Source organism: Pseudoalteromonas sp. 23_GOM-1509m (assembly GCF_000518425.1).
GTDB lineage: Bacteria > Pseudomonadota > Gammaproteobacteria > Enterobacterales > Alteromonadaceae > Pseudoalteromonas > Pseudoalteromonas tetraodonis.
This window is the reverse complement of the sequence record NZ_KI912432.1, coordinates 532,523-545,805: the sequence shown is the minus strand read 5'-3', so window position 1 is coordinate 545,805 and position 13,283 is coordinate 532,523. Positions and strand designations below refer to the sequence as shown.

10 protein-coding genes are annotated in these 13,283 nt (G+C 39.9%); 7 read left to right on the top strand and 3 right to left on the bottom strand.

All coding sequences use genetic code 11. The annotated features are described in order from the left end of the window. Positions 1 to 217 precede the first annotated feature (217 nt). The 6 genes from N523_RS0113100 to N523_RS0113070 all read left to right on the top strand — a co-directional run bounded on the left by N523_RS0113100 (position 218) and on the right by N523_RS0113070 (position 7,045). Positions 218 to 2,035: a M14 family metallopeptidase gene (locus N523_RS0113100; RefSeq protein WP_028835291.1), complete on the top strand. Its 1,818-nt coding sequence runs from the start codon at positions 218 to 220 to the stop codon at positions 2,033 to 2,035. 1 nt (position 2,036) lies between these two features. Further along, positions 2,037 to 2,678: an MBL fold metallo-hydrolase gene (locus tag N523_RS0113095; protein WP_028835290.1), complete on the top strand. Its 642-nt coding sequence runs from the start codon at positions 2,037 to 2,039 to the stop codon at positions 2,676 to 2,678. An 84-nt stretch (positions 2,679 to 2,762) separates the two neighbouring features. After that, complete coding sequence (locus N523_RS0113090; RefSeq protein WP_008110469.1) at positions 2,763 to 3,221, top strand: Lrp/AsnC family transcriptional regulator; 459 nt, start codon at positions 2,763 to 2,765, stop codon at positions 3,219 to 3,221. Positions 3,222 to 3,335: 114 nt separating this feature from the next. Further along, positions 3,336 to 4,892 (top strand): SulP family inorganic anion transporter, encoded by a 1,557-nt coding sequence (locus N523_RS0113085; RefSeq protein ID WP_008110467.1) that lies wholly within the window; start codon positions 3,336 to 3,338, stop codon positions 4,890 to 4,892. A gap of 258 nt (positions 4,893 to 5,150) precedes the next feature. Next, a complete protein-coding gene (locus N523_RS0113075; RefSeq protein WP_008110465.1) occupies positions 5,151 to 6,224 on the top strand; it encodes a sensor histidine kinase in 1,074 nt (357 codons plus the stop codon). Further along, on the top strand, positions 6,221 to 7,045 hold the full coding sequence (locus N523_RS0113070) for a LytR/AlgR family response regulator transcription factor (RefSeq protein ID WP_008110464.1): 825 nt from the start codon (positions 6,221 to 6,223) through the stop codon (positions 7,043 to 7,045). Before N523_RS0113075 ends, N523_RS0113070 begins: the two co-directional genes overlap by 4 nt. Positions 7,046 to 7,107: 62 nt before the next feature. On the opposite strand, the gene pyk is transcribed toward N523_RS0113070, so the two are convergent. After that, entirely contained in the window at positions 7,108 to 8,544 is a 1,437-nt protein-coding gene (gene pyk / locus N523_RS0113065) for a pyruvate kinase (protein ID WP_008112452.1), read from the bottom strand. Between the two features lie 350 nt (positions 8,545 to 8,894). Between pyk and gndA the strand changes: the two genes are divergently transcribed. Next, positions 8,895 to 10,268 carry an NADP-dependent phosphogluconate dehydrogenase gene (gene gndA / locus N523_RS0113060; protein WP_013464864.1) on the top strand — a complete coding sequence of 458 codons (1,374 nt, stop codon included), beginning with the start codon at positions 8,895 to 8,897 and terminating at the stop codon, positions 10,266 to 10,268. Positions 10,269 to 10,334: 66 nt separating this feature from the next. Here the strand turns inward: gndA and ansA are convergent, their stop codons facing one another. Together ansA and sppA are read right to left on the bottom strand one after the other, a co-directional pair. Then, positions 10,335 to 11,345, bottom strand: a complete 1,011-nt coding sequence (ansA, locus tag N523_RS0113055; RefSeq protein ID WP_028835289.1) for an asparaginase — start codon at positions 11,343 to 11,345, stop codon at positions 10,335 to 10,337. 70 nt (positions 11,346 to 11,415) lie between these two features. Continuing rightward, the gene (sppA, locus tag N523_RS0113050; RefSeq protein ID WP_008112457.1) at positions 11,416 to 13,281 is read right to left on the bottom strand and encodes a signal peptide peptidase SppA; all 1,866 of its coding nucleotides are present in this window, start codon (positions 13,279 to 13,281) and stop codon (positions 11,416 to 11,418) included. Between the last annotated feature and the right edge of the window lie 2 nt (positions 13,282 to 13,283).

The window sequence follows — 13,283 nt, the reverse complement described above, 5'->3', positions numbered from 1 at the left end:
TGCGCTTGTAGGCTTTTTCCTTTATTTATTACCGTTGTGTGTTCGTTTTTTTAGGTACTTATTAGCCCTTTTTATTCAGTAGATGTTGATAGCGTGGCTGGGCTGCAACTAAAAATGCCGTTGGCTGTATTTTTTTGTTGAACCACCGCAGTTTTGGCAACTAGAAAAGTTTAATTGCTATAATTTTTCTTAATTAATGGGTTTGTTAGAGAAGTATATGTTTATAAGTTTATTGGTTTTATCTGCAAGTATGGCAAATAGCAATCATTTACCGCCATTATTACCATGGGAAGGTAGTAGTACCTCACTATTGCAACAACAGGGACCCTTAACCACAGACTTTGAAATTTCTGCAGGAGTCTCGTCTCCCAATTATGTTAATACCATGGCATTTGTTGATAGATTAGTGGCGGCGAATCCCACTCAATTTAAATCAAAAACGATTGGCTATAGTAATAGTAAACGAGAAATAAAAATGTTGATTGCCAGCGAACAAGGTTTTTTTAATGCGGGTCAAATGGCCAATAGCACCAAACCAACCGTGCTTATTCAGGCTGGTATTCACGCTGGTGAGATTGATGGTAAAGATGCGATGTTTATGCTGCTTAGAGATATTGCTACGGGTAAACGACGCGATATATTAAAAAAGGTAAACATTTTATTTATCCCAATATTAAACGTTGATGGTCACGAGCGTAGTAGTGCGTTTAATCGTATTAATCAGCGTGGCCCTGTAAAAATGGGTTTTAGAACAAACGCAAATAATCTTAATTTAAATCGTGATTACACTAAGCTTGATACGCCAGAGGTTAAAAGCGTCCTTCAAGTAATTAATGATTATAATCCGAATTTGTATATTGACGTACACGTGACTGATGGGGCTGATTACCAATACGATGTAACCTATGGCTATAACCCAGTATTTGCTAGCGAGTCGCCTGCCATTTCAGATGCGCTTAACCGTTATTTTAAACCAATGATTGATCAAACCCTCACTGAGCAAGGCCATATTCCGGGCCCTTTAGTGTTTGTTATGGATAAGCAAGAATTTAAATCAGGGCTGGCCGGTTGGGTTGCCACACCGCGGTTTTCAAACGGGTGGGGTGATTTAAAGTCATTGCCTACCATTTTAGTTGAAAACCATTCTTTAAAGCCATACAAACAACGCGTGTTAGGGACTTATGTGTTTATAGATGGTGCTATTGAAGCATTATCAGCGCATAAAGATAAACTCGCTAATGCAGTAAAAAAAGAACAAGAATTTGTTCCTAAGCAATTAATTGTTAAGCGTGGTTATTCTGAGCAGCCTGATCATATCGCGTTTAAAGGTATTGCTTATTCTAAAAGCCTGAGCCCATTGTCAAATCAACAAGAAGTAAGCTATTTGGGTAAAAAACAGGATTATGACAAGCTGCCTATTTTTTGGCAAAAAGAGGTGCAGCACACGGTTGAAGTACCAAAATCATTTTTTATTCCACCTGTTTACACCGATATTATTGAGAAATTAGCCCTGCATGGGGTGTCAGTTAATAAGCTCAGTGGTGCCAACACTCAGCCATTAAAAATGGCAAAAGTAGCGCAATATAGTTTTGATAAAGCGCCATTTGAAGGGCGTTTTAGAGTGTCGGCTAGTTTTGATTATGTACCAGCTACAAATGTGGATTTAGATGGTTGGTTTGAAGTGAGTACGCAGCAAAAGGCAGGAGAGTTAGCTGTCCACTTGCTACATCCTGAAGCACCAGATTCATTTTTTGCTTGGGGGGAGTTTAATACTATTTTTCAGCGCACTGAATATATGGAAAATTATGCTTTGATACCGTTTGCTGAAAAAATGCTTGCTGATGACCCCAAATTAGCCCAAGAATTTGATAAAAAAGTAAACCAGGATAAAGACTTTGCTAAGAACGCTGAAGCACGTTTAAATTGGTTATATGAGCATAGCCCATTTTATGATCAAGCTTATTTGAAATACCCAGTTTTAATGTCATACGAAGAGAATATAGTTATTCCAGCACAAAAAGATAAAGAAATATAAGATGAAAATAATCACTATTCCCGTAACCCCGTTTATGCAAAATTGCCGCATTATAGTATGTGAACAAACCCAGCAAGCTGTCGTGGTCGACCCTGGCGGTGATGCTGACAAAATTAATGCATCACTTAAGCAGCATAATTTATCATTAGCAGCGATTTGGTTAACCCATGGGCATTTAGATCATGTAGGCGCTGCGCATAATTTACGCGAGCAACACAAGGTAAAGATGATTGGGCCTCATGAGGATGAACGTTTTTGGTTCGACAATTTACCGATGCAAGCCACTATGTTTGGCTTTAAACCGATCAACTCCTTCTATCCTGATGAATGGTTAGCCCATGGTGATAGTATCAAGGTTGGGCAGCTTGAATTTAAAGTACTTCATTGCCCAGGGCATACGCCAGGGCATGTTGTGTTTTATCAACAAGCACACAATACGGTTATCGTCGGGGATGTTATTTTCAAAGGTTCAATAGGGCGTACCGACTTTCCTAAAGGCGACAGCAAGCAGCTAATCGACTCTATAATGCAACATATCATGACATTACCACCGAACACTGCAATTTTAAGTGGCCATGGTGACAACACCCATGTTGCTCATGAACAGGCTACTAACCCATTTGTAAGTGGCCAGTTTGGTTGATGTGCATATTTGTTAAAAATAAGCAGACTGCTTTTTAAAAAGGCTGTATAATTTAACCAATTTATTAGATAAATAAGAAATAAAATGTCTCTAAATCACGTAGATCGCCAAATATTGGCACTTTTACAACAAGATGCAAGTTTATCAACTGCTGAGATTGCAGACAAAGTCGGACTTTCTCAGTCTCCTTGTTGGCGTCGTATTGCTAAATTAGAACAAGATGGCTACATCAAAAGTAAAGTCGCATTGCTTGATGAAAAAAAGCTGGGCTTTGATATGTTGGTTTACGCCCATGTACGTTTATCAAACCATGGTAAAAAGAATTTAGCTGAGTTTGAAAAATTAATACTTAGCTATGATGAAGTGACTGAATGTTACACCATGGCTGGCACTATGGACTTTATGTTGCGTATTATTTCTCAAGGCATAGAAGGTTATGAGCACTTTGTACGCGATAACTTGCTTAGCTTAGAATATGTACAAGAGGTTCATTCTAATGTGACCATGACGTGTGTTAAACGAAGCACGGCACTGCCACTTTAAACTTTACTAAGCAGCTAAAAACACACAGGCTGAATTAACTATAATTGTGAAATGAGCGCTAATTTGATAAAATCTAGCGCTTTTTTTGTTAGCGAAATAAAACTGAGGAACTCAATGTTTAACTTACTCAGCAGAGCGCCAAGCTCTGCTAAAAACGATATTCTCTCTGGATTGACAGTGGCACTTGCCTTGATCCCAGAAGCTGTTGCATTTGCCTTTGTTGCAAATGTAGAACCTCTTGTTGGTTTATACGCCGCATTTATTGTGGGCTTAATTACGGCTATTTTTGGTGGTCGTCCGGGTATGATTTCGGGTGCAACCGGTGCATTAGCGGTTGTGATGGTAAGTTTAGTACTTGATCACGGAGTGGAATACCTATTTGCCACTGTGTTGCTGATGGGACTACTACAAATATTGGCTGGGGTATTTAAGCTCGGTAAATTTATTCGTATGGTTCCGCATCCTGTTATGCTCGGTTTCGTTAACGGTTTAGCGATTGTTATATTTTTAGCCCAGCTTGGACAGTTTAAAGTGCCTGATGGTGCTGGCGGCCAAATGTGGATGACGGGCAGTGCGCTTTACATCATGTTAGGTTTAGTGGCGCTAACGATGGCAATTATTCACTTTTTACCAAAATTAACTACCGCAGTGCCTTCATCACTGGTTGCTATTGTTACTGTAACGGGTTTAGTGATTGGTCTTGATTTAGAAGCACGTACGGTACTTGATTTCTTAAAAGGCATGACAGGAAATGAAGCTGCAACCATTGCCGGTGGCTTACCACAGTTTCATATTCCTATGGTCCCTTTTAACCTAGAAACACTACAAATTATCTTTCCATATGCGCTTATTCTTGCAGCAATTGGCTTAATTGAATCGCTGTTAACGCTAAGCTTGATTGACGAAATTACAGAAACCCGTGGCCATTCTAATAAAGAATGTATTGGCCAAGGTGCGGCCAATGTCACATGTGGTTTCTTTGGTGCAATGGGTGGCTGTGCCATGATTGGCCAATCTATGATCAACATTAATTCAGGTGGACGTTCGCGTTTATCAGGTATTAGTGCCGCATTGATGTTACTTGCATTTATTATCTTCGCTTCAAGCTTAATCGAAATGATCCCACTGGCCGCATTAGTTGGGGTTATGTTTATGGTGGTGCTGGGTACGTTTGAATGGGCGAGTTTCAAAATGATGAAACGCGTGCCTTTATCTGATGCTTTTGTAATTGTATTAGTTTCGGGTGTAACGGTTATTACCGACCTTGCGATTGCGGTGTGTGTAGGTGTTATTGTCTCTGCGTTAGTGTTTGCATGGCAGCATGCAAAACATATTTACACAACTAACTATATTGATAAAGAAGGTTCAAAAGTGTACGAGCTACATGGGCCTTTATTTTTTGGTTCGGTTAAAAACTTTGCTGATTTATTTGATGTTAAGAATGACCCTAAAGATGTGATTGTTGAGTTTAAATACAGTCGCGTTGCGGATCATAGTGCGATTGAGGCCATCGACAGCTTAGCTGACAAATACAATAAAGCGGGTAAAAAGCTGCACTTGCGTCACTTAAGTAAAGACTGTACAGAACTACTTCATAAAGCACGTGACTTAGTTGAAGTGAACGTAATTGAAGATCCGACTTATAAAGTTGCTTCAGATAAGCTTGCTTAAAAAATAAAAGTAAACATTGATAAGCGAAAGGTGGATGCCTTTCGCTTTTTTTATGCGTTTTAAACCATCCGCAAGGGGTAATTGCAACACGAGTTTTAGCCTGTTTAACGTAACAACTAAACCAAAACTGAACATCCATCCTGTATTTATTTAATTTATTGTTTGCGATAGGGCTATTAAAAAGTAAGACAGTTGGTAGTGCTATACCCGACGATAAATCGATATAATAGTGACAAATTTACAAGGTAATAATTAATTTTGAATTGGCAGTCTTTAATTGATAACAGACAACGTTTTTTCTGGCTTTTGCAAATTGCAGGCTGGATAGGTTATGCGTTAGTTAACTATATTGGTTCTAAAGTATTCGAAATGCGTGATATTTACGTATTCGTTATTTTACTAAACGCCTATGCGGGCTGTTTAATGACTGTGCCTCTGCGTTATATTTATCGAAAAATTTGGAATGCCTCACCTTGGGTATTAATTATTGTTGTATTTGGCGCCTCTTATATAACCGGTACATTATGGGCCGTGGTGCAAAAGTTTAACCTGTGGGAAATTTATCGCCACGGATACCGTCCTGAAGAATGGTTTTATTATTTACAACAAGGACTTGATTCTGTTTATATTATTTTGTGTTGGAGTGGTTTGTACTTTGGTGTTAAGTATTACCAGTTATTACAAAGTGAACGTCAAAAAGCCTTAAAAGCAACCACAATGGCGCACGAAGCGCAGTTAAAAATGCTTAGATACCAGCTAAATCCTCATTTTTTGTTTAATACGCTCAATGCAATATCAACCTTAGTTTTGGTAAAAGAAAATAAAGATGCTAACTTGATGGTATCTAAATTGAGTGACTTTTTACGCTATACGCTTAATACTGATCCAATTAAAAAAGTGCCGCTGGAGCAAGAGTTACATGCATTAATGCTCTATTTAGAAATTGAACGTGTACGTTTTGATGAGCGCTTACAAGTTAATGTGGACGTGAGTGAGCAGGCCAAACAAGCATTAGTGCCAAGCTTAATATTACAACCGATCATCGAAAATGCCATTAAGTACGCCATTGCCCATATGTCAGAAGGTGGTGTTATTGATATAAAAGCGCAAGTTTTTGCTAATGAATTATTACTTGAAGTGGGCGATAATGGGCCTGGCACTGATATTGAAAATGGTCAGTTAGTTAATGCACAAGGCGTAGGGGTGGCAAACACCCGAGACAGATTAAAAACGCTCTACGAAAATAATTACTCGTTTGTATTATCACATAATACGCCAAGTGGATTAAAAGTTAATCTGCGAGTCCCGTTTGAGAAGGCTGTGAAGAAATGACAAGAATAAAAACGCTTATTGTTGATGATGAACCATTAGCACGTAAAGGTTTAGCCGTCAGGCTTGAAGAGTTTTCTGATATTGAAGTGATCAAACTGTGTAGCTCAGGTTTTGATGCGATTGAAAGTTGTAAAAACGAAAAAATTGATCTTGTCTTTCTTGATATTCAAATGCCTGGTATGAACGGTTTTGAAGTCGCACGTGCTTTAAGTGAAAGCAGTAAAGATTTACCTGCCATTGTGTTTGTTACGGCGTTTGATCACTTTGCTGTTAAAGCATTTGAAATTCATGCTTTAGATTACATTTTAAAACCCGTTGATGATAACAGATTAAAACAGGCGGTAGAAAAAGTGCATACCTATTTAAAAACTCAGCAGGATAACGCCCATAAGAAAAAACTAGCGAGTTTCGTAGCAGGGATAACAGGCAATAACTGCGAAGAAATTTTAAAGAAATTAGCCACTGGCGATACCCTTACAGATCGTCGTTATCCTGAATCATTGGCCGTAAAAGAGCAGGGCGAAATTGTCAGAGTACCCGTTGCTACTATACAGTGGGTAGATGCGGCAGGTGATTACATGTGTCTGCATTGCCAAGATGGGCAAACGCATATATTACGTAAAACCATGAAAGAGCTTGAACAAGAATTAGATCCAAGCTTATTTGTACGTGTTCATCGCAGCGCGATTGTTAACACCAAACAAATTAGCAAGCTGGTAACTCAGGTTAGTGGTGAATATTTATTAGTGTTAGATAACGGACAAGAGCTTAAAGTAAGTAGAAGTTACCGTGATAAAGTAAAAGCAGCACTGGCTAGCTAACTTTAATAAATAACATAAAAAAACGCGAGCTTTTAGCTCGCGTTTTTTTATGCGCGTTACAGTTACGAAACCGTGACTATTTTCATCGTGTTGGTTGCACCAATCGTTTCCATCGCATCACCGTGGGTAATAATCACGGTATCGCCTGCTTGTAAAGAGCCTGCGGCTACAAGTGTGCTTAATGCATCTTTAACCATGCTATCTTTTTCACATTTTGTAGAGTCAAAAAATACAGGGTAAACACCACGATACAGTGCTGTTTGACCTAATGTACTTGCATGACGTGAAAGTGAATAAATAGGCAGTCCAGAGCTAATACGCGACATCAATTTTGCCGTACTACCTGACTCAGTAAGGGTAATAATCGCTTTAACAGAGTCTAAGTGGTTAGCTGCATACATAGCTGATAAGGCAATTGATTCGGCATTAGAAGAAAAACGGCTGTCTAAACGATGTTTAGAAACGTGTGTTTCTTTTTGGGATTCAGCACCTAAACAAACACGCGCCATAGTAGCAACGGTTTCTTCCGGGTAATCACCAGCGGCTGTTTCAGCAGAAAGCATCACTGCATCTGTGCCATCAAGTACTGCATTGGCAACATCCATAACTTCTGCACGTGTTGGCATAGGGTTATCGATCATCGATTCCATCATTTGCGTAGCGGTTACTACGGTACGATTTAATGAACGAGCACGACGAATAATAAGTTTTTGTTTACCCATCAGTGCAGCATCACCAATTTCAACACCTAAGTCGCCACGGGCAACCATAACAGCGTCAGACGCTAAAATAATGTCATCAACTGCTTCTTGTGTTTCTACTGCTTCAGCACGCTCAATTTTAGCTAAAAGCTGTGCATTAGAGCCTGCAGCCTCCGCTAATGAACGTACATAACGCATATCATCGCCACTGCGAGGAAAAGAAACGGCAATGTAATCAACGCCAATTTCAGCAGCGGTGATTAAATCTTCTTTATCTTTTTCCGTAAATGCAGGTGCTGTTAAGCCTCCACCTAAACGGTTAATCCCTTTATTATTAGAAAGTACGCCGCCAACAGTCACAATGGTATGAACTAAGTGACCTTCAACACTTTCTACGGTGAGTTGAATTAAGCCATCGTTTAATAGCAATAAATCACCAGGGGCAACATCTTGTGGTAGCTCTTTGTAGTCAATACCGACGGCGTTAATATCGCCTTGGCCTTTTTCCATTTTGGCATCAAGAATAAATTTTGCACCAACAGATAAGGTCACTTTGCCTTCTTTGAAGGTTGAAACGCGAATTTTTGGGCCTTGTAAGTCAGCGAGAATCGCGATGTGCTTACCAAGTTTAGTTGCAATATCTCGAACAGCTTGTGCACGGTCTTTGTGATCTTGTGCAACACCGTGTGAGAAATTTAATCGAACGACATTTGCGCCTGCACGAATAATTTTTTCTAAGTTATTATCTCTATCTGTTGCAGGTCCAAGTGTCGCGACTATTTTTGTACGTCTTAACATTAAATTCTCCTGTGTGCTTTTTTTAAGCAAGTTGACGGTTATTTTGTTTTTAGTGATTACTAATAAAGAGCAATCTTTAGTTTTATGCAATTTTTATAACATTGCGACTATTATATACAAAATGAATATGTCATCATTATGACACCGGTGTCACAGGGCGTCAATGATCTAAAAATTTAAATAGCACTGCTATTTCTTCCCCTGAGAGGGCGGTTGTTTGATATAATTGCGGCGTTTATTTTAACTGTAATAAATGCATGTAGCTTTGCTCATGGCTGCGGTCTGAGTATAATGCACGCGGTATTATTTTAATTTACTAACCAAATAGTTGTTACCGAGGAGGGCACTAAATGCAAGTTGCATTAGTAGGGTTAGGCGTTATGGGGAAAAATCTTGCCCTGAACTTGATTGAAAAAGGGATAACGCTTGTCGCTTATGACAAAAACCCAAATGCGGGTGAAGAATTACTAAGTTGTGCTAAATCACAAGGCATGGCTGATAAACTTCACATTGTCTCTGATCTAGGGGATATGGTTAGGCGTTTAGAAGCACCGCGTTCTATTTTATTACTTGTGCCTGCTGGTGAGTTAGTTGATGCGGTTTGCAACGAGCTTATTGAAGCGGGTGTTCAGTGTAGTGATATTATTGTTGATTGTGGTAACAGTAATTATAAAGACGGTATTAACCGTAAGCTCAAATACCAAGATAAGTTTGAATTTGCCACTATGGGTATTTCAGGCGGTGCCGAGGGTGCACGTCACGGTCCAGCTATGATGGCCAGTGGTTCTGAAGGTGGCTGGGAGCGTGTCGAGCCATGGTTTACAAAGGTTGCTGCAAGCTATAAAGGTGAGTCGTGTTTTGCGCGTGTGGGCCAGTCAGCCAGCGGCCATTTTGTAAAAATGGTTCACAATGGAATTGAATACGCACTCATGCAACTGATTGCAGAAATGTATCAGCTATTGCGTCACGGCACTAATCGCTCACCTAAAGAAATTGCAGAGATATTTAACGAATGGTCTCAAGGGCAGCTAAATAGCTATTTACTGTCAATCTCAAGCCATATTTTATCACTTGAGAATTCGCATAATGTGCCGCTTGTAGATTTAATTGACAATAAAGTAGGCGCAAAAGGCACCGGTTTATGGACAGCACAAAACGCCCTTGAATTAGGTATTGCGGTACCGTCGCTAGTGGCTGCTGTACAAGCTCGTCATTTAACCAATGCGTGTAATACCACTGCCGCACAAGAAATGACATACAGCGCACAAAATACCACGCAAGTTGATATTGATTTAGATGAATTAAAAGATGCGTTTACCCTTGCGAGCCTGTTGGCATACCGTCAAGGACTTGCATTAATTAAAGGCGCTTCACGAACTCATCAATGGAAAGTTGATTTAGCGAAAACGCTACAAACATGGCGTGCAGGGTGTATTATCCGTGCTGATTACCTTGATAGTGTAGCGCAAGGCGTTGAGTTTATTGACACGCTTGAAAAAGAGTCATTAGCGATGCGTAAAGTGACTGGCCAAGCCGTTATGACGGGTCTGGCGTTTCCTGTGCTTAGTGCAACACAAACCTACTTAGCAACGCTAACAACACCAAGTAATGGGCACTTAGTTCAAGCCCAGCGTGATTACTTTGGTGAGCATGGCATTAAAACCCACAGTGGTGAAACGTGTCATTTAACTGACTTAGTTGATATTGACGCAAAAGTTCGTTAATAAAATCTAAGTAATCAAAAAGGACGCTAAGTAGCGTCCTTTTTTGTTATTCGCTTAACTGATTACTTAACGGGTCAGCTCACCACGCAGGTTATCTTGCATTAAATGGCGAATTGTTTCAATTTCTAGGTTTTGACTAAACAAGTAATGCAGCTTAGTTAAGCATGCTTCTAAGGTCATATCGTAACCGCTGATCACGCCTATGTTTAACAGCGCATTACCCGTGGCATAACCGCCCATGTTCACTTGGCCTTTTAAACATTGGGTTAAATTAGTAATAATAACACCCCGTTTACTTGCTTCATCCAGAATCGCTAAAAACTCAGGGTCTTGTGGCGCATTGCCTACACCAAAGCTTAGCAGTACAAGGGCTTTAATATTGCCATTAACTAAGCTTTTTACAACTTCTTTGCTGATCCCTGGGTATAAATACAGCACGCCAATAGCTTGCGGTGTAATAGGGGTAACTTGGAGTTCATTTTCTACATACGGGCTTAATTGCCCTTTGATCAGCTGAATATTAATACCTGAAAGTGCAAGCGGCTCTAAGTTAGGTGAGGCGAATGCATCAAACCCATCTGCATGGGCTTTAGTGGCACGATTACCTCTGAACAACTGATTATTAAAAAATAAGCTGACTTCTGCAATGGGGTAGTTAGCCGCTAAATACATGGCATTAAGTAGGTTAACTTGGCCATCTGAGCGTAATTGAGACAGCGGAATTTGTGAACCGGTCACAATAATAGGTTTAGTTAAGTTTTCAAACATAAACGACAGAGCTGATGCAGTATAGGCCATAGTATCGGTGCCATGCAGTACCACAAAGCCATCGTAATCTTTGTATTTACTTTTTATGTCATCGGCGATGAGTTGCCAATGAGCAGGTGACATATCTGAAGAATCTATAAGCGGGCAGTATTCATGAATATCAAATAATGGCATTTCTTCACGATTAAACTCTGCGTTATTAACCACGGTTTCGGTTAAAAACCCTTCAGCAGGAATATAGCCGCGAATTGATTTTTTCATTCCTATGGTACCGCCAGTGTAAGCGATATAAATGCGTTTACGTTTCATAAAAAAAGCCCAGTAAAAAAACTGGGCTTAGTATAACGCTAACTGCTAATCAATACAGCCTGTTAAGGCACTATTGTGCAACTGTACACTCTAAACAGCGGGCATAAACACCTTGTGGATCGTTATAATCTTTTAGGTTTTCTACTTCACTGCTTAATTGTTTAATAACACTTTGCAGATTAGCTTGGCTGGCTAATACTGCTGTTTTTTGTGTTTCAAGCCCAAGTACTGATTTAACGGCGGCACTGCCGAAAATATCTTGAAGCATTTTTTCTTGTGGGCTAAGCGATTGCTTAATTGTTTTAACGTCATAGTAGTTAAGCTTTGCAAGCTCTGCAGCTGCTTTAATCGCATCTTGTTTATTACCAAGTTTATCAACTAAACCAAGCTCTTGAGCTTGAGAGGCAATCCATACCCGACCTTGGGCAATTTTATCAACTTGCTCTGGAGTCATATTACGTGCCTCAGCAACCACATCTAAAAAGCGTCCATACGCTTCTTCAACACTCATTTGAATAACTTTAGCCATTTTCTCGTTAAGTGGGCGAGTGATTGAAAAACCTGCCAATTCGGTGGTCGCTACGCCATCTGAATACACGCCTATTTTAGCTAAGGTATCTTCAAATGTCATAAAGGTACCAAATACGCCAATTGAACCGGTAATTGTACTCGGCGCTGCCCAAATTTCATTGGCCGCCGATGCAATCCAATAACCGCCTGATGCAGCTACTGAGCTCATTGATGCAATAACGGGTTTACCAGCAGCTTTAAGTGCAAGTACTTCAGCACGAATTACTTCTGAGGCAAACATGCTGCCACCGCCTGAATCTATTCGTAAAACCACCGCTTTAACCTTGTCATCAAGTCGGGCTTTGCGAAGGAGGGCTGCAGTTGAATCACCACCAATTTCACCAGCACGGCGTTCACCATCAACAATAGTGCCTTTAGCAACCACAACAGCGACTTTTTCAGTCATAGGGTTATCAAACTCAATAGGCGGTTTTACTAAACTTAAGTATTCACCAAAAGAGACTTGTTTAAATGTTTTTCCATCTTCATTTTCTCCAACCAATTCAATTAATTGTTGGCGAATTTGCTGATTGGTTTTTAATGAGTCAACCCATTGGTTATCCAGTGCATATTTACCGGCATCACCATTAGCGGCTTGCATTTTAGCTAAATAAACATCCATTGTTTCATCAAAGTTTGACTCATCAAAAGGACGTACAGCACTAACGTCTTGCTTATATTCATTCCATAAAGCACCAAGCCATACGCGGTTTGCTTCTTTAGCTGCCTCTGACATATCATTTCTGATAAACGGTTCAACGGCCGATTTAAAGGTACCTACACGGAATATATGCTGAGTGACTTCTAATTTTTCTAATGCGTCTTTGAAGTAAAGCGGGTACATACCGTAGCCTTCAATAAGCACACTACCATAAGGATGCATCGCAATTTCGTCTGCATGCGCGGCAATGTAATATTGTGCTTGGGTGTAGTAATACCCTGAGGCAATCACTTTTTTACCAGTTGCTTTAAATGTTTCAAGTGCCTGCGTAATTTGTTTGAGCTTATTTAAATGTGCTTTTGGCATTTCTTGTAAATCAAGCAAAATAGCGCTTATACGCGAGTCTTGTGCTGCTTCATTAATTACTTCAACTACATCGTCGAGCAATATTTCACTGGGTGAGTCAGCACTGGCCGTTGCATCATTAATAGCGGCTTCAACAGGGTCTATATAGGTTTTTTCTTCGACAATAGGGCCATTAAGGTTAAGTCTAAGAACAGAGCCCTCTTCGACAATAATTTTATCACCGTCACTTGATACCGATACGATAAAAATGACGACCAAAAATAAAAACAATACGTTGAGTATTAAACGACGTGAGAAGTTGATCCCCGTCCATATACCTTTAAATACCTTTGCTATCAAAA

Coding starts and splice junctions, on each gene's coding strand:
- N523_RS0113100 (WP_028835291.1), top strand. CDS start 218: ATGTTTATAAGTTTATTGGTTTTATCTGCAAGTATGGCAAATAGCAAT.
- N523_RS0113095 (WP_028835290.1), top strand. CDS start 2,037: ATGAAAATAATCACTATTCCCGTAACCCCGTTTATGCAAAATTGCCGC.
- N523_RS0113090 (WP_008110469.1), top strand. CDS start 2,763: ATGTCTCTAAATCACGTAGATCGCCAAATATTGGCACTTTTACAACAA.
- N523_RS0113085 (WP_008110467.1), top strand. CDS start 3,336: ATGTTTAACTTACTCAGCAGAGCGCCAAGCTCTGCTAAAAACGATATT.
- gndA (WP_013464864.1), top strand. CDS start 8,895: ATGCAAGTTGCATTAGTAGGGTTAGGCGTTATGGGGAAAAATCTTGCC.
- N523_RS0113070 (WP_008110464.1), top strand. CDS start 6,221: ATGACAAGAATAAAAACGCTTATTGTTGATGATGAACCATTAGCACGT.
- pyk (WP_008112452.1), bottom strand. CDS start 8,544: ATGTTAAGACGTACAAAAATAGTCGCGACACTTGGACCTGCAACAGAT.
- ansA (WP_028835289.1), bottom strand. CDS start 11,345: ATGAAACGTAAACGCATTTATATCGCTTACACTGGCGGTACCATAGGA.